This window comes from Actinospica robiniae DSM 44927 (assembly GCF_000504285.1).
GTDB lineage: Bacteria > Actinomycetota > Actinomycetes > Streptomycetales > Catenulisporaceae > Actinospica > Actinospica robiniae.
In genome coordinates, this window is sequence record NZ_KI632511.1 from 5,164,845 (window position 1) to 5,185,117 (window position 20,273).

At 71.3% G+C, this 20,273-nt stretch carries 21 protein-coding genes; 3 read left to right on the forward strand and 18 right to left on the reverse strand.

Features of this window, described 5'->3' with window-relative positions; all coding sequences use genetic code 11:
• The first annotated feature begins 6 nt into the window (after window positions 1–6).
• The 3 genes from ACTRO_RS21725 to ACTRO_RS21735 all read left to right on the forward strand — a co-directional run bounded on the left by ACTRO_RS21725 (window position 7) and on the right by ACTRO_RS21735 (window position 2,907).
• Window positions 7–1,377 carry an NAD(P)/FAD-dependent oxidoreductase gene (locus ACTRO_RS21725; RefSeq protein ID WP_034265721.1) on the forward strand — a complete coding sequence of 457 codons (1,371 nt, stop codon included), beginning with the start codon at window positions 7–9 and terminating at the stop codon, window positions 1,375–1,377.
• 133 nt (window positions 1,378–1,510) lie between these two features.
• Window positions 1,511–2,275 (forward strand): ABC transporter ATP-binding protein, encoded by a 765-nt coding sequence (locus tag ACTRO_RS21730; RefSeq protein ID WP_051451181.1) that lies wholly within the window; start codon window positions 1,511–1,513, stop codon window positions 2,273–2,275.
• Window positions 2,272–2,907 (forward strand): hypothetical protein, encoded by a 636-nt coding sequence (locus ACTRO_RS21735; protein ID WP_034265723.1) that lies wholly within the window; start codon window positions 2,272–2,274, stop codon window positions 2,905–2,907. The genes ACTRO_RS21730 and ACTRO_RS21735 overlap by 4 nt, the downstream gene beginning before the upstream one ends.
• On the opposite strand, the gene ACTRO_RS21740 is transcribed toward ACTRO_RS21735, so the two are convergent.
• From ACTRO_RS21740 to rplS, 18 genes are all read right to left on the reverse strand, one after another.
• The gene (locus tag ACTRO_RS21740; protein WP_051451182.1) at window positions 2,864–3,574 is read right to left on the reverse strand and encodes an HAD family hydrolase; all 711 of its coding nucleotides are present in this window, start codon (window positions 3,572–3,574) and stop codon (window positions 2,864–2,866) included. The two genes, ACTRO_RS21735 and ACTRO_RS21740, sit on opposite strands and share 44 nt — an antisense overlap.
• A gap of 13 nt (window positions 3,575–3,587) precedes the next feature.
• Entirely contained in the window at window positions 3,588–4,700 is a 1,113-nt protein-coding gene (rlmN, locus tag ACTRO_RS21745; protein ID WP_034265727.1) for a dual-specificity RNA methyltransferase RlmN, read from the reverse strand.
• A 72-nt stretch (window positions 4,701–4,772) separates the two neighbouring features.
• Window positions 4,773–5,645, reverse strand: a complete 873-nt coding sequence (locus tag ACTRO_RS21750; protein WP_245594453.1) for a phosphatidate cytidylyltransferase — start codon at window positions 5,643–5,645, stop codon at window positions 4,773–4,775.
• A 148-nt stretch (window positions 5,646–5,793) separates the two neighbouring features.
• Window positions 5,794–6,351: a ribosome recycling factor gene (gene frr, locus ACTRO_RS21755; RefSeq protein ID WP_034265729.1), complete on the reverse strand. Its 558-nt coding sequence runs from the start codon at window positions 6,349–6,351 to the stop codon at window positions 5,794–5,796.
• A 112-nt stretch (window positions 6,352–6,463) separates the two neighbouring features.
• On the reverse strand, window positions 6,464–7,213 hold the full coding sequence (pyrH, locus tag ACTRO_RS21760) for a UMP kinase (protein ID WP_169739935.1): 750 nt from the start codon (window positions 7,211–7,213) through the stop codon (window positions 6,464–6,466).
• Between the two features lie 201 nt (window positions 7,214–7,414).
• A complete protein-coding gene (gene tsf, locus ACTRO_RS21765) occupies window positions 7,415–8,254 on the reverse strand; it encodes a translation elongation factor Ts (protein WP_034265735.1) in 840 nt (279 codons plus the stop codon).
• 43 nt (window positions 8,255–8,297) lie between these two features.
• Window positions 8,298–9,260 carry a 30S ribosomal protein S2 gene (rpsB, locus tag ACTRO_RS21770; protein ID WP_034265738.1) on the reverse strand — a complete coding sequence of 321 codons (963 nt, stop codon included), beginning with the start codon at window positions 9,258–9,260 and terminating at the stop codon, window positions 8,298–8,300.
• Window positions 9,261–9,596: 336 nt separating this feature from the next.
• Window positions 9,597–10,406 (reverse strand): M23 family metallopeptidase, encoded by an 810-nt coding sequence (locus ACTRO_RS51480; RefSeq protein WP_425394861.1) that lies wholly within the window; start codon window positions 10,404–10,406, stop codon window positions 9,597–9,599.
• Between the two features lie 222 nt (window positions 10,407–10,628).
• Window positions 10,629–11,225, reverse strand: coding sequence for a TetR/AcrR family transcriptional regulator (locus tag ACTRO_RS21780; protein WP_245594454.1), 597 nt, complete (start codon window positions 11,223–11,225; stop codon window positions 10,629–10,631).
• A 40-nt stretch (window positions 11,226–11,265) separates the two neighbouring features.
• Window positions 11,266–12,030, reverse strand: coding sequence for an RNA polymerase sigma factor WhiG (whiG, locus tag ACTRO_RS21785; protein WP_034276075.1), 765 nt, complete (start codon window positions 12,028–12,030; stop codon window positions 11,266–11,268).
• A 642-nt stretch (window positions 12,031–12,672) separates the two neighbouring features.
• Entirely contained in the window at window positions 12,673–13,941 is a 1,269-nt protein-coding gene (dprA, locus tag ACTRO_RS21790) for a DNA-processing protein DprA (RefSeq protein ID WP_051451185.1), read from the reverse strand.
• Window positions 13,942–13,959: 18 nt separating this feature from the next.
• On the reverse strand, window positions 13,960–15,663 hold the full coding sequence (locus tag ACTRO_RS21795) for a YifB family Mg chelatase-like AAA ATPase (protein WP_034265744.1): 1,704 nt from the start codon (window positions 15,661–15,663) through the stop codon (window positions 13,960–13,962).
• 61 nt (window positions 15,664–15,724) lie between these two features.
• A complete protein-coding gene (locus ACTRO_RS21800) occupies window positions 15,725–16,246 on the reverse strand; it encodes a YraN family protein (RefSeq protein ID WP_051451186.1) in 522 nt (173 codons plus the stop codon).
• A gap of 282 nt (window positions 16,247–16,528) precedes the next feature.
• On the reverse strand, window positions 16,529–16,837 hold the full coding sequence (locus ACTRO_RS21805) for a DUF2469 domain-containing protein (RefSeq protein WP_034265747.1): 309 nt from the start codon (window positions 16,835–16,837) through the stop codon (window positions 16,529–16,531).
• Complete coding sequence (locus tag ACTRO_RS21810) at window positions 16,834–17,640, reverse strand: ribonuclease HII (protein WP_245594456.1); 807 nt, start codon at window positions 17,638–17,640, stop codon at window positions 16,834–16,836. The genes ACTRO_RS21805 and ACTRO_RS21810 overlap by 4 nt, the downstream gene beginning before the upstream one ends.
• Before the next feature lie 9 nt (window positions 17,641–17,649).
• Window positions 17,650–18,675, reverse strand: coding sequence for a signal peptidase I (gene lepB, locus ACTRO_RS21815; RefSeq protein WP_157436365.1), 1,026 nt, complete (start codon window positions 18,673–18,675; stop codon window positions 17,650–17,652).
• Between the two features lie 80 nt (window positions 18,676–18,755).
• Entirely contained in the window at window positions 18,756–19,652 is an 897-nt protein-coding gene (gene lepB, locus ACTRO_RS21820) for a signal peptidase I (protein ID WP_211244375.1), read from the reverse strand.
• 192 nt (window positions 19,653–19,844) lie between these two features.
• Window positions 19,845–20,198, reverse strand: a complete 354-nt coding sequence (gene rplS, locus ACTRO_RS21825; RefSeq protein WP_034265750.1) for a 50S ribosomal protein L19 — start codon at window positions 20,196–20,198, stop codon at window positions 19,845–19,847.
• Window positions 20,199–20,273: the final 75 nt, after the last annotated feature.

Genomic DNA, 20,273 nt, shown 5'->3' on the forward strand with positions numbered 1-20,273 from the left:
ACGTTCGTGACCGCGCCGAGCTTCTGGCATGACTCCCTGCCCGACCCCGTCGTCGTACGCCCCCGTCTGCCCGGCTCCCGCGAGGCCGACGTCGCCATCGTCGGTGCCGGGTACACCGGCCTGTGGACGGCGTACTACCTGAAGAAGGCCGACCCGTCCCTGCGGGTCGTCGTCCTCGAAGCGCAGTACGCGGGCTTCGGCGCCTCCGGCCGCAACGGCGGCTGGTGCTCGGCGCTGTTCCCGTCCAGCCTGGGCAAAGTGGCGAAGGTCGCCGGGTCCAAGCAGGCGGCGATCAACCTGCAGCGCGCACTCAACGGCGCGGTGGACGAGGTCGGCGCTGTGGCCGCAGCCGAGGGCATCGACTGCCACTTCGGCAAGGGCGGCACGGTCATCCTCGCCCGCAGCGCGGTCCAGCTCGAGCGTGCGCGCGAGGAGATCGCCGAGTTCCGCGAGTTCGGCTTCGGCGAAGACGACCACCGGCTGCTCACGGCCGAGGAGGCACGCGCCGAACTCAACGCCACCAACGTGCTCGGCGGCACGTATACCCCGCACTGCGCGGCCATCCAGCCGGCGCTGCTCGCGCGCGGCCTGGCCGACGTGGTCGAGCGGATGGGTGTGGAGATCTACGAGCAGACCCCGGTGACCTCGATCGGGAACGGCGAGGCGCGCACGCCGCACGGCTCGGTGAAGGCCGAGACCGTGGTGCGGGCGACCGAGGGCTACACGACGAGCATCGGCGGCTTCAAGCGCGACCTGGCTCCGGTCTACTCGCTCATGCTGGCCACCGAACCGCTGCCGGAGCACACCTGGGCCGAGATCGGGCTGAACCGACGGCAGACGTTCTCCGACGGTCGCCATCTGATCATCTACGGGCAGCGCACCGCCGACGGCCGGCTGGCGTTCGGCGGACGTGGCGCGCCCTACCACTTCGGCTCCTCGATCAAGCCGGAGTACGACCGCGAGCCGCGGGTGCACGCGGAGCTCAAGCGCGTACTGACCGAGCTGTTCCCGGTGCTCAGCGACGTCAAGGTCACCCACACGTGGGGCGGAGCGTTGGGAGTGCCGCGGGACTGGTTCGCCTCGGTGGGCCTGGACCGCACGGCCAAGCTGGCCTGGGCCGGCGGCTACGTCGGCGACGGCGTGGGCGCGACCAACCTGGCCGGGCGCACGCTGGCCGACCTGATCCGGGGTCAGCACACCGACCTCACCGCCCTGCCCTGGGTCGGTCACCGTTCACCCAAATGGGAGATCGAGCCGTTGCGCTGGATCGGCGCGAACCTCGGCCTGCGGGTGATGGACGGCGCCGACGCCGAGGAGGCCCGCACCGGCCGCCCCTCCCGCCGGGCCCGGATCTTCGGGCGCTTCCTGGGTGCCTGAACCGGCGCCGCGCTCGCCGGTCGCGGTGTCCGGCACGGCCGGGCGCAGCCCAGCCAGGCGCACCATCATCAGATCGGACGAATCTCGCCCGGTTTGGGTGGATTAACCCGGTGCCCCTGGGCAGAGTCGAGGAGTGAGCCTACCCTCGGACAATCCCATTCTGAACGCCGCCGGCCTGACCTATCCGGCTGACGGCTCGGTGCTGCGTGGGGCCGGTCTCGCGGTCGGCGAGAGAGAGGCCGTGGCCGTGCTCGGCGAAGCCGGCTCGGGCAAATCCACCCTGCTGGCCGTGCTCTCCGGGCTGATCGACCCGGCCGCGGGCACGCTGTGGGCCAACGGCCGTCCGCTGCACGCGATGGAGCCCGAGCAGCGGATCGAGGTGTTCCGGCGGCAGTTCGGGGTGCTGCCGCAGGACTGCCGGATACTGCCCGAGCTGACCGTGGCCGAGAACGTGGCGCTGCCGCTGCGCCTGGCCGGGATGAGCGCGGCGCACGCGGTCGAGCGGTCCCGGATCTGGCTCGAGCGGTTCGAGATAGAGCGCCATGCCCCGCGCCGTGCCGCGACGCTCACCGCGCCGGTGCTCCGCCGCGCGGCGTTGGCCCGCGCGCTGGTCAACGACCCGCTCGTGCTGCTCGCGGACGAGCCGCTGGCCGGGCTGGCCGCGCAGACGGCCGAGTCCACCGCCCGGATCCTGCGCTCGATCGCGGTCTCGCACGGCACCGCGGTGGTCGTCTTCACCCGGGATCCGATGACGGCGGCGTACTTCAACCGCACCATCCGGCTGGCCGACGGCCGGACCGACGTGCAGCCCGCGGGGCCGCGTCCCGCCGCCGTGCCGGTGCTCTCCGGCGCCGAGGCGAGCCGCGCCGCCAGAGCGACCGCGGGAGGACATCGATGAAAGAGGCCGCGGGCGCGGAGGAATCCTTCGAGGGCGGCAGCCCGACCGACAGCCGGCTGTCCGTGCTGGCCTGGCTCGCTTGGCGCTTCCTGCCGCCGCTCGACCGCGGCGACTGGCGCACGCTCATCCGGGTCGGCGGGGCGTGTGCGTACCTGGCGATGCCGCTGACCATCGCGCTGGCCGACGCCGGCCTGCCCGCGATCACCGCGACCAGCCTGCTGTGTCTGTCCGTCCCCGGGCTGCCGCTGTTGTGGCGCAACGCGATCCAGCTCGGGGATCGGCGGCGCGGCACCGCCCTGGCGCTGCGTCAGGTGCGGCTGAGCCGGCAGGCGGCTGCGATGACCTCGCTGAGCCGTCAGTTGGCTTATCCGCTCATCGGCGCGGCCTTGGGGGTGCTGCTCATCCTGATACTGCACGGCCCGCTGAGCACGATCCTGCCGGGCACGGCTCCGCTCGCCGTGGCGATCAAGTCGTCCTCGGCCGGCTGGGCGTATGCGGCGCCGCTCGCCGCGCTGCTGCTGGTCGCGCTGACCGCGCTGCTCAGCAGCGAGGCGGGAAAGACAGTGGGGCTGTGGCTCGGACGGATGCTCAGCCGGCTCGACCGGCGCGGAGCAGAGCCACAGCCTCAGTGAGCGTGTCCACGATCGGCAAACCGAGCTTGGCCGCCTCGAGGTTGGTGCGGCTGGAGGAGCCGCCGGTGTAGAGCACCGCCGTCGCGCCGACCTCGAGCGCGGCCAGCGCGTCGTCCACACAGTCGCCGACGAGGGCGACCTGACCGACCGACAGGCCCGGATCGAGGTCCTGAAGACGCGTCAGGTGAGCGGTGAGGTACTTGGCCTTCGTCCCGTAGTCCCGGGCGGCGGGCCGGCCGTCCACTCGGTTGAGCCGGGCGCCGAGGCCCAGCGAGTCGACCAGCGGGACGAGCTTGTCGTGGTCGTACATCGACAGCAGCGACTGGCCCTGCGGCGCCCAGCTGTCCATCGCGACCAGCGCGTCCACCGTCAGCCCGCAGGTTCCGATGCCGTCCGCGTACGTCTGGGCGAACGCGCTGTCTATCAGCTCCCACTCCGCCGCCGAGTACGGCCGGCCGGACAACGAGAAGTAGAACTCCTGCAACGGCCGCCGGTACAGGTCGCGGTAGTGCTCCTCATCCATCAGCGCGCAGCCCACCGCCCGCAGCGAGGCGTTCGTGGCCGCCGTGACCAGGCGCTGGTCGTCGAACAGGGTCCCGTTCCAGTCCCAGACCACGTGCCTGATCTGCGCGCCGTCGATCATCGCCGGCTCCATGTCGATGGCCATCGCGACCCCTCCCTCAGTCCTCGTGCGCGGCGAGCTGGCCGCAGGCTCCGTCGATCTCGCGGCCGCGGGTGTCCCGCACCGTCACCGGGACACCGTGCGCCTGCAGCGTGCGGACGAACGCGGCCTCGTCCTCCGGACGGGAGGCGGTCCACTTCGAGCCGGGGGTCGGGTTCAGCGGGATCAGGTTGACGTGCGCCAGCTTGCCCTTGAGCCGCTTGCCGAGCAGGTCGGCCCGCCACGCCTGGTCGTTCACGTCCTTGATCAGGGCGTACTCGATGGAGACGCGGCGGCCGGTCTGCGCGGCGTAATCCCACGCGGCCCCCAGCACCTCCCCCACCTGCCAGCGCGTGTTGACCGGCACGAGCTCGTCGCGCAGCTCGTCGTCCGGGGCGTGCAGCGAGACGGCGAGGGTGACGTTGAGCCTCTCCTCGATCAGCTTCTCGATCGCCGGCACCAGGCCCACCGTCGAGACGGTGATGTGGCGTTGTGAGAGGCCCAGCCCCTCGGGCGCGGGCTCGACCAGCCGCCGCACCGCCGCGATCACGGCCTTGTAGTTCGCCAGCGGCTCGCCCATGCCCATGAACACGACGTTCGAGATCCGCCCCGGCCCGCCCGGCACCTCGCCGCGGGCCAGCGTCCGGGCGCCCGCCACGACCTGCTCCACGATCTCGGCCGTGGACATGTTGCGGGTCAGCCCCGCCTGCCCGGTCGCGCAGAACGGGCAGTTCATGCCGCAGCCGGCCTGCGAGGAGACGCACATCGTGGCGCGGTCCGGGTAGCGCATCAGCACCGACTCGACGAGCGCGCCGTCGTGCAGCTTCCACAGCGTCTTGCGGGTGGTGCCCTGGTCCGCGGTCAGCTCGCGCACCGCCGTGAGCAGCGGCGGAAGCATCGCCGCACGCAGCTGCTCGCGTTGGGCGGCCGGGATGTCGGTCCAGCCCTGCGGGTCGTCCTCGAGCCGGTCGAAGTAGTGCTTGGAGAGCTGCGCGGCACGGAAGCCCGGCAGGCCGGCGTCGGACAGGGCCTGCTTGCGTTCGATCAGGGTCAGGTCCGCGAGGTGGCGCGGGGGCTTGCCGCGACGCGGCGCCTCGAAGACCAGTTCACCGGGCTTTTGTGCGGAACTCATCCCACTATTGTCCCATCCCGCACGGACAGCTCGGTCCGCGTCGCCGAGCGGCCGCTCGGCGCGGCACGGGGCTCAGTGCTTGAGGAAGAGCTGCAGCAGCAGGTAGACGACCGGAGCGGTGGGCAGCAGCGAGTCCAGCCGGTCCATGATCCCGCCGTGCCCCGGCAGCAGCCGGCCCATGTCCTTGATGCCCAGGTCGCGCTTGATCATGGACTCGCACAGGTCGCCGAGTGTGGCGCTGGCCACCACCGCGACGCCGAGCACCGCGCCCTGCCAGGGCTTGCCGTGCAGCACGAAATCCATCCACAGGGCGCCGGCCACCGCGGCCGTGACGACCGAGCCGGCCAGCCCCTCCCAGGACTTCTTCGGTGAGATCCTCGGCGCCATCGGGTGCCGCCCGAACAGCACCCCGGCCGCGTACCCGCCGGTGTCGTTGCACACCACCAGCAGCAGGAACAGCAGGACCTTCTCGGCCCCCTTGTCCTGCGCCGTCAGCAGCATCGCGAAGGCCGCCAGGAACGGCACGTACACGACGGCGAACAGGCCGGCCGTGGCGTCGCGCAGATACCCCTCGGCGCCGTCGGCCAGCCGCCAGACCAGCACGGCCACCACGGTCAGTCCGAGCACCGCGGTCTGCGCGCCCTCTCCCGCGAAGTACGCCGAGGCCAGGATGCCGAGCCCGCCCGCCGTGACCGGGATCAGCGGGACCGAGACGCCGCGCTCCTTGAGCGCCACGCTCAACTCGTGCAGCGCCACCACCACGGCGAGCGCCACCACGCCCAGGAAGGCGACCTTGACCACCAGCAGAGAGGCGATGATGACCGCGCCGAGGCCCACGCCGACGCCGATGGCGGCGGGCAGGTTGCGACCGGCCTTGCCCGTGGCCTTCGGCTCCGCCACGGGCTGCTCCCTCCGCTTGACCGCGCTCGTCATCTGCCCGCTCACCTTTTCCTCCACAGTCCGCGGGCACCGCCCCGGTGATCACGTCACGTCGCCGTCGGAGAGGCTACACCCGGACGCGGTGCGCCGTTCCTCCGGCCGAAAGCCTACGTCCGGCGGCCGTCCCGCGCCCGTTCGCGGCGGGCCGAGCGGCTCAGACCTCGAGCAGCTCGTTCTCCTTGTGCTTGAGCGCCTCGTCGATCTGCGCGGTGTGCTTCGCGGTCAGGTCGTCGAGCTCCTTCTCCGCGCGCCGGCCCTCGTCCTCGCCGACCTCGCCGTCCTTGACCAGCTTGTCGATGGCCTCCTTGGCGTGCCGGCGGATGTTGCGCACCGAGACCTTCGCGTCCTCGCCCTTGGACTTGGCCAGCTTGATGTAGTCGCGCCGGCGCTCCTCGGTCAGCTGCGGGAAGACCACGCGGATGATGTTGCCGTCGTTGCTCGGGTTCACGCCCAGGTCGGAGTCGCGGATCGCCTTCTCGATCGCGGCCAGCGAGGTCTTGTCGTAGGGCGTGATCACCGCCATCCGCGGCTCGGGCGCCTGGATCGAAGCCATCTGCGGGACCGGCGTCATCGTGCCGTAGTACTCCACCACGATCTTGTTGAACATCGCCGGGGTGGCGCGTCCGGTGCGGATGCCGGTGAAGTCCTCCTTGGCCACGCTCACGGCCTTGTCCATCTTCTCCTCGGCCTCGAGGAGGGTCTCGTCGATCATCACGGCTCCCTACATCGGTTCGATTACGGCTGTGGGCCACTCGCTCGCGTGCGGCCGCCTGGTACTGCGCCAGGTGCTCACGCGTGTGCCGGCGGGTACTGCAGGGCTCACGCTACTGCGCGTCGGAGCCGTCGACACGGCTCACCAGCGTACCGATCTTCTCACCGGCGATGGCGCGGCCGATGTTGCCCTCGGTCTCCATGCCGAAGGCGAGCAGCGGCAGCGAGTTGTCGCCGCACAGCGAGACCGCGGCGGCGTCGATCACCTTCAGCCCGCGGACCAGGAACTCGCGCGGGTCGATCGAGTCGAACCGGTACGCCTCGGGGTTGGTCTTCGGGTCCGAGTCGTAGATGCCGTCCACGCCCTGCTTCGCGATCAGCACCACCTCGGCGCCGATCTCCAGCGCGCGCTGCGCGGCCGTGGTGTCGGTGGTGAAGAACGGCATGCCGGCGCCGGCGCCGAAGATCACCACCCGGCCCTTCTCCAGGTGCCGGATCGCCCGCCGCGGGATGTAGGGCTCGGCGACCTGCGCCATCGTGATGGCCGTCTGCACGCGCGTCTCCACACCCTGCTTCTCCAGGAAGTCCTGCAGAGCCAGGCAGTTCATCACGGTGCCGAGCATGCCCATGTAGTCGCCGCGGGTCTGCTCCATGCCGCGGTGCTTGAGCTCGGCGCCGCGGAAGAAGTTGCCGCCGCCGACCACGACCGCGATCTGGGTGCCGGTCGCCCAAAGCGCCTCGGCGATCTGGCGGGCGATCGACTGCACCACGTCCGGGTCGACCCCGACCCGGCCGCCGCCGAACACCTCTCCGGACAGTTTCAGCAGGACCCTCTTATAGGGGGATGGGGTAACTTCCGGCACTGGTATCGACCTCCTGGCGGCGTGCGGGTGCGAGGCGCGCGGCGCGCGCCCGGCGGGGCTTGTGGGGGGCGGAGCCCTGCGGGCTGGGCGGAGCGCCGGGCCCGCAGGGCCGCGGCGCTCCGGGGAGCCGTTGTGCCGAGGGGCGGCCGGTCGCTCGGCTGGCCAAGTACCAACCTAGCGCCCGACCGCCCCTTCGGTGGGTCAGACTCCGACGCGGAAGCGCGCGAAGGCCTGCAGCGTGACGCCGGCCTCCTCGAGCACCTTCGCCACGGTCTTCTTCGGGTCCTTGGCGAACGCCTGCTCGACCACGACGTTGTCCTTGAAGAAGCCGTTGACCCGGCCCTCGACGATCTTCGGCAGCGCGGCCTCGGGCTTGCCCTCCTCGCGGGAGGTCTCCTCGGCCAGCCGGCGCTCGTTCTCCACGACCTCGGCCGGCACGTCCTCGCGCCGCAGGTAGGTCGGGGCGAACGCGGCGATGTGCTGCGCGACGTCCTTCGCGGTCTCGGCGTCGGCCTTGTCCAGCTGGACCAGCACGCCGACCTGGGCCGGCAGGTCCGGCGAGGTCTTGTGCAGGTAGGCCGCGACGAAGCCGCCCTCGAAGGTGGCGGTGCGACGCAGCTCGATCTTCTCGCCGAGCGTGGCGTTGGCCTCGTCCACGAACTCCTGCACCGACTTGCCGGTGCTCGGGAACGTGGTGGCGAGCAGCGCCGGCACCTCGGCCGGGCCGGTGGCCACGGTGTGGGCGAGCAGCTCGGCGGCCACCTGCTGGAACCGGTCGCCCTTGGCGACGAAGTCGGTCTCGCAGGCCAGCTCGAGCAGGGTGCCCTTGCTGCCGTCGGCCTCGATCTGCGCGGTGACCAGGCCGTTGGTGGCCGAACGGCCCTCGCGCTTGGTCACGCCCTTGAGGCCCTTGACCCGCAGGTACTCGACGGCCTTGTCGAAGTCGCCGTCGGTCTCCTCGAGCGCCTTCTTGCAGTCGAGCATCCCGGCCGCGGTCAGCTCCCGCAGCTTCTTGATGTCGGCGGCGGTGTAGTTCGCCATGATGCGGTTAATCCCCTGTTCTGGCTTGCGCGGGTCGGGAAGGTCAGGCCTGCTCGTCCGACTGGGTCTCGGTCTCGGCGGCGGCGATCTCGGTCGCGGCCTCGGTCGCGGTCTCCGCGGCGGTGCCCTCGGCGGAGGTCTCCACCGGAGCCTCGGTCTCGGCCGGAGCGGCGGCCTCGGCCGGAGCCGCGGTCTCGGCCGGAGCCGCGGTCTCGGCCGGAGCCGCGGTCTCGCCCACCAGCAGGTCCTTCTCCCACTCGGCGAGCGGCTCGCCGGCGGCGACCTCGGCGCCCTCGGTCGCGGTCGCCTGCTGGCCGGAGCGGGCCACGAGGCCCTCGGCCACGGCGTCGGCCACGACGCGGGTGAGCAGCGCGACGGAGCGGATCGCGTCGTCGTTGCCCGGGATCTTGTAGTCGACCTCGTCCGGGTCGCAGTTGGTGTCCAGGATCGCGATCACCGGGATGCGCAGCTTGCGCGCCTCGCCGACGGCGATGTGCTCCTTCTTGGTGTCGATGATCCACACCGCGGAGGGGACCTTCTGCATGTCCCGGATGCCGCCGAGCGTCTTGTCCAGCTTGTCCTTCTCGCGGCGCAGGACGAGCAGCTCCTTCTTCGTCATGCCGGAGGCGGCGACGTCGTCGAAGTCGATGAGCTCGAGCTCCTTGAGCCGCTGCAGCCGCTTGTAGACGGTGGAGAAGTTGGTGAGCATGCCGCCCAGCCAGCGCTGGTTGACGTAGGGCATGCCGACGCGCTTGGCCTGCTCGGCCACGGCTTCCTGGGCCTGCTTCTTGGTGCCGACGAACAGGACCGTGCCGCCGTGGGCGACGGTGGCCTTGATGAACTCGAAGGCCCGGTCGATGTAGGACAGCGACTGCTGCAGGTCGATGATGTAGGTGCCGTTGCGCTCGGTGAGGATGAAGCGCTTCATCTTCGGGTTCCAGCGACGGGTCTGGTGTCCGAAGTGGACGCCGCTCTCCAGGAGCTGGCGCATGGTGACGACGGCCATTGCCGTGTCCTCCTCGTTCGTAGTCCGGTTTGACCGCGGTGTTCCTCGAAGGACTCGGGAGCGGGCTCCGGCTTGCGCCGAGTAAGCCCGCAAGGCCCGAAGCCTTGCGGAAGTACCGCCCTGGTGTCCGGGCGGGCGGCCGCGCCGCGCCGCGCCCGTGGGGGCCGGAGCGGAACCGAGCGACCGCCGGTCAGGTCTGCCCGAAACCCCCGGATCGGGAGCGGCGGACGGACTCGGCCGTGGACACGCGAATTCGGTCCGCGCACCGAAGGTCCCGGCGAAAGCGCGAGACCGAGGGGCGTGGACCTGGTTTCTGGTTGATACTGCCGAACCATTCTAGCCGGTTCGCGGGGTGGCCCTGACCGGATTGCCCGCGCCGCCGGACGGGTCGTCCGGCTCGAGCCGTACGGTGCCGCATCCAAGGAGCAGCAGGGGGTCGTAGTAGACGTCGCCATGCCCGCGGCCGGAGACGAGCCCCCAATGCAGGCAGGCGACGCCGGCGCAGTGCCCGGCCAGCAGGATACCGAGCCGCTCACCCCGGCTGACCTGCGCCCCGACGCGCAGCGAGGGGTCGGCGAGGACAGGCTCGTAAGTCGTCCGAAGCTCCCCGTGCCCGACCACGACGACCGGCCGGTCGACGAGGAACCCGGCGTACAGGACGGTGCCCACGTTGGCTGCGAGCACCGGCTCGCCGGGGTAACCGGCCAGGTCAATGCCGCGATGGCCGGAGTTCCAGCGATGCCGGGGCGGGGCGAAGGGGCGCAGGATGGTGGGTGGGGGCGGGGTGGTGGGCGGAGTCGGCGGCAGTGGTGCCGGTGGTAGCGGGCGCGGTGGCGGCGATGGCGGCGTCGGCGTCGGCACCGTGGTGAGAGGAGGCGTGGTGGGAGCAGCCGTCGCGGGAGAAGGCGTTGGCGGTGGGGCGGGTCTCGGCGCGGGAGCGGGCGCTACCGGAGTTCGTGCCCCAGGACCAGCCGTCATCCCGTTCCTCTGCGGGGTCGCCCCCTCGAGAGGCCAGATCCAGACGGTGGCGTGCGGCGAGCAGGACGTCGACCTCGACGCGCCCGCGAGCGTAAGCGGAGCCGCGGAACTGCTGAGTCCGGCGAAGGCCGCGACCGACGCCGTGAGAAGGGTGGTGAGGATGCGCATGACCCCACGGTCGGAGGACGTCACGCCCTGGCGACGACGGCGCGCGGTCCATCTGAAGAGTTCTCAGCTACCTGCGCCGCACCGGTGCCCTGTGCCCGAGTCCCACGTTGCCGGGACGTCACGCTGTCCGACTGCCACGCGCGCGGTCGGCCCCGCCACATCCGCCGGAAAGACCTGCTCAGCCCGCCGCGCTCGACTCGCCGGACCGGGTGGGCTGCTCGCCTACGCGGACAGCCTGCGGCGCGCCCCGCGGACGCCGAAGAGGATCAGGGTGAGCGTCGCCTCGATCGTCGCGTTCGGGTCGGCGCCGGCGTCGATGCGCTTGGCGGCGCCGTCGATAGCACCCTGGAGGGCGGCGGCGGTCGCGCGGGCGTCGGAGTGGCCGAGGCGGCGCAGTGCGCCGACGACGAGGTCGACCAGCAGGCCGTGGGCGCTGCGGATGCGGTCGCGGGCGGTGCCGTCGAGCTCGAGCGCGGAGAGCGCGAGGAGGTTGCGGTGGCCCGGCTGCGAGACCAGCTCGAGCTGCCGGCGCACGTACGCGGCGATCTGCCGCTCCGGGGTCGGCTGGGCGAGCATCACGCCCCTGATGTCGTTCACCGCGGCCGGGAAGTCCTCGACGGCCAGCGCCTCGACCACGTCCCCCTTGGTCTTGAAGTACTCGTAGACCGAGGAGCGGGCCAGCCCGGCGCGTTCGGCCATGGCGGAGAACGTCACGGCGGAGATGCCGCCCAGCGCGAGCAGGTCTCTGGCCGCGTCCAACAGGGCCGCGCGCTGCATGCTGCGATGCTCGGCGACGGTCGCTGCTTTGATCCTCGGCACAGGCTCAGCGTAGACGAGTCCAGGCCCGCGCGGGACTGCATCACCGAAGTTCTGCCAGCCGCGTGCGCAGCGTGAGCACTGCTTTCGCGTGGATCTGGCAGACCCGGCTCTCCGTGACGCCGAGTACCTGCCCGATCTCGCCCAGAGTCATCCCTTCGAAGTAGTAGAGCGTGACCACGGTCTTCTCCCGGTCCGGCAAGGTGTTGACCGCGCGGGCGAGCAGGTGGCGCGTCTCCCGGTTCTCGGCGACCTCGACCGGGTTCTCCGCCGACAGGTCCTCGAGCGTCTCCATCAGGCTCAGCCGCCCGCCGTCACCGGTGGAGAGCGTGAGCACCTCGTCGAGCGCGATTACATTCACGAGCGAGAGCCGGGAGAAGATCTGGTGCAGCTCGCCGAGGCTCAGATCAAGCTCGGCCGCGATCTGCCGCTCGGACGGCGTGCGACCGAGGCGGTGCTCGAGACGCACGACGGCCTGCTCGATCTCGCGCGCCTTCTGCCGAAGCGAACGCGGGATCCAGTCGAGCGCGCGCAGCTCGTCGATGATCGCCCCGCGGATCCGGTTGATCGCGTACGTCTCGAACTTGATGGCGCGCCCGGGGTCGTAGCGCTCGATCGCGTCGATGAGCCCGAAGATGCCGTAGGAGACGAAGTCGGCCTGCTCCATGGCGCCCACGAGCCCGACCGAGACGCGTCCGGCCACGTACTTGACCAGCGGCGAGTAGTGCAGGATCAGCTGCTCCCGCAGCCGGGCGTCACCCGTCGCCTTGAACCGCGCCCACAGATCGGCCATCGCCGCCGCTCCCATGGTTGCGTCGGCCGACGAGTCGTCGTCGCGACTCGAACCGGTGGACGCCTTGGCGGCCTCGGCGACGGCGGGAGGAGCCGGCGCGGCAGCCGGTTCGCCGGCAGCGCCGGTGGAAGCACCGGACGACCCGTTCGCGTACGCCACGCCCGCAGCTCCGTTGACGCCGTTCGTGCTGTTGGCGCCGTTAGTGCCAATAGTGCCGTTGCCGCCGTTCTTCGCGGGCACCGTGGAGCCGCGCATAGACGTGCCCGGCACACCCGACGTCCGCGGCCCAGCCTTATCGCGCTCGGCGGCGACCGGGGCATGACCGACGGCCTCCGCGACGGCGCCGCCCCGATGCTGGCTGTTCCTGGACATGTCGAGCCCTGATCTAGTCAACCTTCACGCGGGCGGCCACGAGGTGCCGGAGATTACCGACAGGCAGTGAGCGTAGCGCAAGGGATCAGGCACTTCAGGTAACAAACCGCGCTTCCACACGATCCGGTGATCCGATTCGATACCGCGTCAGGGGACGTACGGCGCAGTGTCTAGTACCGGTCAGGCGCCCACCCTCCGCTAGCCGTATGCGTGTCTTGTTCAGGTATGGCGTACCTCCTGCTCGGGTCTAGTACGTGTCTTCTATAGGCCCTTCGGACGTTGGTCTCACTTGGACTCGGTGGTGCTCAAGAGTGCCCATCCACCTCCCGTCTTCACAGCGATGCCGCACGCCGCCAGTAGGCCCAGCGCCGCCAAGACCACGCCGGGGGTGAGACCGGTCTCGGTGGCGAGCGCCGTCGCGTCCGTGGCACGGCCCGAGCGGACGGTCGGGAGCGCCTCGCGGACGAGGATCGCGGCGCGGTCGAACGGGGCGCCTACGGGGGCAGGCTGGGGTGGCGAAGCTTCAGCCGAATCCGTCTGGACTGCCGGGGCTGACGCCGCGACAGGCTGCCGTGGTCGGGGCGAGCTCGGCTCGGGCGCCGCCGGCGGCTTGCGGGGTTCGATGCCGAGCTCGTATTGCACCTGCCTGCCGTCGAGCGCCGGAATCGCTCCATCGCACAGCAGCGCATTGGTCCCCATCGACAGGCGCGAGGTGATCGGCCCGGGCACGGCGAAGACGGCTCGGCCGAGCTCGGCTGCCAAGCGAGCGGTGACGAGAGAGCCGCTTCGACCGGCGGCTTCGACGACCACGGTGCCGCCGGCCAGACCCGCGATCAAGCGGTTGCGGGCCAGAAAGCGGAAGCGCGTGGGTGCTGTGCCGGGCGGGAGTTCGGCGAGCACCGCGCCACGTTCGCCGATCGCCTGGATCAGGTGGCCGTGGGCGGCCGGGTAGCGGCGGTCGACGCCGCAGGCCAGCACGGCCACGGTGACGCCGCCGACCGCGAGCGCGCCACGATGGGCCGACCCGTCGACCCCGAGCGCGGCGCCGGATACGACCGTCACCCCGTCCTTCGCCAGCTCCGCGGCGAGCTGACCGGCCGCTTGGAGCCCGTACCCGGTGCACGCCCTGGCCCCGACCATCGCGACCGTCGGCGCGGCGGCCGGGAACCCGCCGATCATCCAGAGCCCGATGGGCGTGCGGCCGCCCAAGTCGTCGAGCGCCGTGGGCCAGTCCTCATCGCCCGGGATGAGGTAGCGCGCTCCCGCCCGCTCCCCCGCCTCGAGATCAGCGACCGGGTCGGCGAGAGCGAGCCGGAACCCCAGCCCGGCGCGCCGCCCGTCGAACTTGGTCGCGAGCCCTTTCGGAATCGGGCAGTCGAGAGGCTCGCCCTCCACGATGGTGCGGAGCAGCTGTGCCGGCTCGACGAGTTCGAGCAAGTCCGTGAAGAGCTGGTCTTCCGGCTCGATCAGCCGCCCGAGCCGAAGACGCACGGCGCGTTCGTCCTCGTAGTCGATCGGAGCAGTGCTCGCCGACAGGTTTCTGTGCATGGACATGGTTCCTCCCTCCCGAGCTCACAGGTTTCCGGGCAGCATCGCGGCGAGCCGAAAGCCGAGCGCGGTGTCGACCTCGACGCGGCTCGGCCGGTCACGTCCCGACAAGTCGGCGAGCGTCCAGGCGACGCGCACGACCCGGTCGAGACCTCGCGCTGTGAGCACCCCGGAGTGCAGCGCCTTCTCGGCTCCCGCGAGAGCCTCGTTCCCCAGCGGCCAGTTCGCTCGCGAGTAGCGCGCGGGCACCTGTGCATTGAGTTGCCAGGGCGTGCCCGTCAGCCGCGCAGAAGCACGCTCACGCGCCTGCCTGACCCGCTCGGCGACCAGGGCGGTGCTCTCGCCTGACTGGCCGCCGGACGCCGCCGCAAGCAGCTCTGAGGGGCCGACCGGACTGACGTCCACACGCAGGTCGATCCGGTCCAACAGCGGGCCGGAGATGCGGCCGAGGTACGCACTCCGAGCGCGCGGGCTGCAGGTGCAGACGCCCATCGTGGACATCGACCGTCCGCACGGGCACGGATTCGCTGCGGCGACGAGCAGGAAGCGCGCCGGGAAGGCGGCCATCCCGCAGCTCCGCGCGATGACCACCTCGCCGGACTCGATCGGCTCGCGCAAACTGTCGAGAGCCGCTCGACCGAACTCGGGTGCCTCGTCGAGGAACAGAACCCCACGATGAGCTCGGGACACGGCCCCCGGTCGCAGGACTGACGACCCGCCACCTACCAGTGCCGCGGCCGTGGCGGAGTGGTGGACGGCGCAGAACGGCGGTTCGGTGACCAGCGGTTCGAGCGGGTTCAATGTGCCGGCCAGCGAGTGGACGGCGGTGACCTCCAGCGCCGCCTCCTCGTCGAGCGGCGGCAGCAACCCCGGCAAGCGCTCAGCGAGCATCGTCTTGCCGGAACCGGGTGCCCCGCAGAGGAAGAGGTGATGTCCACCCGTCGCGCTGACCTCGAGCGCGAGCCTCGCCTCGTATTGCCCCAGCACGTCGGCGAGGTCGGGCTCCGCGCGGACTGCTGAGGCGAAGGCGGATGCCGAAGCCGAGACGAGCGACGTGGACGAAGTGGAGCCGAGCGCGGCGGAAGACGCCGGTCCGGCCAGGCTGGCGGACGCCTTGGACGAGAGCGGACCGGCCGCCGCGTCAGAAGGCGAGGATGCGCCTGTGGGCCGGAGGTGTGGCTCGTCCGAGGGCGGCGGGTCTTCCGGTACCGGCTCGCCGTTGGCGTGGGCGACGGCCTGGCGCAAGGTCCTGACGCCGACCACTCGCAGGCCGCCGATCTGGGCTGCCTCGCGAGCATTCGCCTCCGCGACACAGACGGCTGAGTACCCTGCCTTCACGGCGGCAAGCGCGGCAGGCAGCACCCCGCGCACCGGACGCACCGAGCCGTCCAGCCCGAGCTCTGCGAAGTAGACCGGCTCGCCGGACGCTTCGGGGCGCACCTTGCCGTCTGCGCGCAGGACTGCCATCGCGATCGCGAGATCGAACGAAGAGCCCTGCTTGCGCAGCGACGCCGGCGCGAGCGAAACGGTCAGCGCGGCCTGGGGCCAGGGGATGGAGCTGTTGATCACGGCCGCGCGGACGCGATCGCGTGCTTCGGAGAGTCCTGCGTCGGGCAGACCGATGAGGCTGAAGCGGGACAGGCCTGCGGTGACGACGGCCTCGGCTTCGACGAGCAGGCCGGCCAGCCCGAGCAGAGCGACGCCGGCGGCCCGGCCGTACCCGGGCATCAGGCACGCTCCGGCTGGAGGCTGAGGTGAGGACGTAGCCGACCACAGACCTGACCACGCATCAGGCCACCCCGATGAGGTGGTCGACGCCGAGGACCGGGAAGGGCTCACGAGGGGCCAGGCGGACGGCTACGACGTCGATGCGGATGGCGGCGGGCGGCGGGGCCGGGGAGGCGCCGGACGGGGCGACGAAGCTCGTCGCGGCGCGGATGAGGGCGGGCAGGCCGCCGACCGCGGGGCGCCAGACGCTGTGGTGGCGGTCGTGCTCCCTGAGCCAGACGACCGCGAGCCTGCGCAGCCTGGCCGCCTTCTCCGGGGTGACCGCCTCGGCGGGGTGGGCCAGCCGGCCGCCCGTCCGCGCCTTGACCTCGCAGATCACGAGCGTGCCGCGGTAGCGCAGGACGAGGTCGAGCTCGCCGGGCACCTCGCCGTCCGGACTGCGCCAGTTCCGGTCCAGCACCCGGTAGCCGCGCTGACGGAGGTAGCCCGCGGCTACCTGCTCGCCTCGGCGGCCGACGCGTCGGGGACGGCTCTCGTCGGCGGGATGGACCGGATGGGCCTGATGGACCGGCGGGGCGTCCACGGAGTGACCACCGCCGCCCCACCCGGCGCCGGCGCCGGCGCCGCCCGGCCTCGCCCGCTGCTCCTCGGAGCCAGCGGCCCGCGACCGCCCGGGCTCGCGCCCACGGCCTTGCGCCCACCCCCACATCGACATACGCCCGCCCGCCCTCTCTGGTCCGTTTCCAGCTCACGGATCCAGAGTGCGTCCGATTCGTCGCTCTATGTCGGGCTTTTCAGGACATTCTTGGCAAACGTCGCAGATGAAGGTGCCCGCCGTCAGCTTTCGCCGCTCGCGGCCGGACACTCACTCCGTGGGCACCTCGAGGTCCGGCTTGGCGAGCTCCTCGACGTTCACGTCCTTGAACGTGACCACGCGGACGTTCTTGACGAACCGGGCCGGGCGGTACATGTCCCAGACCCAGGCGTCCGCCATGGTCACCTCGAAGTACACCTCGCCGTCCGCGGACCTGGCCTCGAGCTCGACCTGGTTGGTCAGGTAGAACCGCCGCTCGGTCTCCACGACGTATCGGAACAGGCCGACGACGTCGCGGTACTCCCGGTAGAGCTGCAGCTCCATCTCGGTCTCGTACTTCTCGAGGTCTTCCGCGCTCATGTACGCGCTCCCCACTGGGTATCGGGCAGGTCGAGCAGGAGATCGCCCTGCGCCGGACGGTCCGGTGCTTGCGTCCCGCCTCCATTGTCACCCACCGGGCGACCCGGCACGTTGGCATAGGAAAGACGATGTTCGGGGCAGGGTCCGTGCAGGTCGAGGGCCTGTTGGTGGGTGGCGGTGGCGTAGCCCTTGTGCTCCGCGAAGCCGTAGAGCGGCCAGGTCTCGCCCAGGGCCGTCATCAGCCGGTCGCGGGTGACCTTCGCCAGGATCGAGGCGGCCGAGATCGCGGCGACCAGGCGGTCGCCCTTCACCACCGCCTGGCCTGGCACGCCGAGGGCGGGCACGGCGAAGCCGTCGATCAGGGCGAGGGCGGGGCGCAGGCCCAGGCCGGCCACGGCCTCGCGCAGCGCCCGGTAGTTCGCCTCCTGCACGCCGATCCGGTCCACCTCGGCCGCGGGCACGATCGCCACCGCCCAGGCCTCGGCCAGCTCGACGATCTCGGTGTAGAGCTGCTCCCTGCGCTTCTCGGTGACCAGCTTCGAGTCGCCCAGGTTGGGCAGCCGCAGCTTGGGCGGGAGCACGGCCGCGCCGGCCACGAGCGGGCCGGCGCAGGCCCCGCGGCCGGCCTCGTCCGCGCCGGCCACCGGCAGGACGCCGGCCGCCGCGAGGGCCTCGCCGTACGCGTACAGATCCCGACCGTCGCCGAGACGCGGCGGTTCGGGACCGTCGAACAGCGGACTCGGCGCTCCGGCCGGTTCGGGCCGAGGCGTCCGCCGCCTATGCTGCTCCGGGACTACCGACACCACCTCAGATTAACTGGTGGCGGACCGCTTCGCCGCCGAGCGTCGGCGCTTTCCGCGGCGGGCCAGGAACGGCAGGCCGCCGACGAACGCCGCGCCGGGCACGAGCCCCGGGGCCGCGAGCGCGGAGAAGCCGGTCTGTTTGAACGTGCTGGGGATCGGCAGGGTCTTCCAGTGGCTGATCGGCCAGACCACCACGTCCGCCCGGCCGACCACGTTGGCCACCGGGACCAGGCCGTGGTTCTCGTCCTGGTGGCGCCGCGAGTCCAGCGAGACGCTGCGGTGGTCGCCCATCACCCACAGGTAGCCCGGCGGGATGGTGATGGCGAAGGGCTTGTCCCAGCCGGCGTTGGGGGTGTCGCCCGGGTAGAGGTACGAGCTCTCGCTCAGCGGGATGCCGTTGACCGTGATCTGGCCCGACGGGGTGCAGCACACCACTTCGTCGCCGCCGACGCCGATGACCCGCTTGATCAGGTCGCCCTCGTCGGCCGGCAGCAGGCCGACCCAGGTCAGCGTGCTCTTGAGCCAGTTGCTGCTGGTGGGGGTGCCCTCGTCGCCGAGCCAGTCGCCCGGGTCCTTGAACACCACGACCTCGCCACGGCTGGGCTCGCTGCCGAGCCACTGGGCCGCCCGGTTCACCAGCACCCGGTCGCCAGGCTCCAGGGTGGCCTGCATCGACCCGCTGGGGATGTAGAACGCCTGGACCAGGAAGGTCTTGATCAGGAAGGCCAGCACCAGGGCGAAGACGACCAGGAACGGCAGCTCCACCAGGAACGGCCGCGGGGTCTTCGGGAACAGGAAGCGCCAGAGGACCGCCAACGGGAAGACGATCCAGCCGAGCACGCTGGTCGGCCGGCGGGTGCCGCCGTGCTTTCCCTGCTCGCCGCCGGATTCGCCGCCTTCCCCGCCGCCGGGCTCGGGGCCCGCGCCGTTCTCGCTCTCGGACGCGGCGTACGCGAAGGACGAGGATCCGGCGCCATCCCCCTCGTCCGGGTCGAAGGCCTCCGACAGCCCGGTCTCCGGTCTCTCCACGGTCATCGCGCTTCCCTCATCCAGGTCGTCGTGCGCCCATCGGGCGCCGTCCTCATTGTCGCCGTACTCGGTTCACACACCGTCAGTCACGCTTTCTCCGCGTCCGTCCCATCGGCAGTCACATCCTGTGCGCGGCTGCGTCTTCGGCGCAGCCGGCGTGCGGTGCGACCGCCGGCCAGGCGCAGCGGGATCGCGCCGAGCAGCGCGGCCGCGGGCACGGAGCCGGTCGGCACAGTGGAGAGCACGGTCAGACCCTCCTGCTGAAAGGTAGCCGGAATCCCGAGCCCTCCGGCGCGACTTGGCGGCCAAATCAACACGAACGCGTGACCCACGACGTCACTGATAGGAACCATTCCGCCGAATTTGTCGTGGACGTGGTACCTCGAGTCGGCGGAATCGGCGCGGTTGTCCCCCATGACCCAGATGAACCCGGCCTTCACCCGCACGTCGAAGGGCATGGTCGAGGGGACGGCTCCGGGGAAGATGTAACCGGTCTCGCTCAGGGCGACGCCGTTGACGGTGATCCGGCCCTGCTTGTCGCAGCACTTGACCTCGTCCCCGGGGACGCCGATGACCCGCTTGATCAGGTCGTGCTCGTTGCTCGAGGGCAGCAGGCCGACGAAGGTGAAGGTGTCGGTGACCCAGCGCACGGCGAAGTCGGAGCTGGGCGGGGTCGGGCTGTCGTCCAGCCAGCCGCCGGGATCGTTGAACACGACCACCTCGCCGCGCTGCGGCTGCGCGCCGAACCAGGGGGAGAACTTGTTCACGAGCACCCGGTCCCCGGGCATGATCGTGTTCTCCATCGAGGGCGAGGGGATGTAGAACGCCTGGACCACGAAGGTCTTGATGCCGAGGGCCAGGACGAGGGCGATGGCGAGCAGCAGCGGCACCTCGCGCCAGAGCTTGATCGGTTTGAGCCGGCGCCGGCGTCCCTTGACCGGGGCGGCCGGGGGCGCCTCTCTGCGCCGTTGCCCTCTCGCCACCCGGTCCATCCTCCAGTCGCCCGGCCTGAATGACCGTCTCGCGCCGCTGCCGTCGCGGCAGATTACTACGCCGTCTGATCACCGCGCTGCCCCCTCGGGCGAGCGGGCAAACCGGGGAACGACGCCGCCCCCGGTACCTTGGCTTTCCAAGGTACCGGGGGCGCCTGAAGACGGACTGCGCCGGAGCGGGAACTACCGGTTGTAGTCGACCTTCTCCTTGATCTTCGCCTTCTTGCCGCGCAGGTCGCGCAGGTAGTACAGCTTGGCGCGACGCACGTCACCGCGGGTGACGACCTCGATCTTCTCGAAGATCGGGGAGTGCACCGGGAAGGTGCGCTCGACACCCACGCCGAAGCTGATCTTGCGGACGGTGAAGGTCTCGCGCACGCCGTCGCCCTGGCGGCGGATGGTTACGCCCTTGAACTGCTGGATCCGGGACCGGTTGCCTTCGACGACCTTCACGTGGACGTTGACGGTGTCGCCGGGGCGGAAGTCGGGGACGTCGGAGCGCAGCGACTTGGCGTCGAGCTCTGCGAGCTTGTGCATGTTTCTCCTCGTACGTGCCACAGGTCACGCACGGATGAATGGGCGGATTTCAGCAGTGGCCGCCGTCCGGACCGG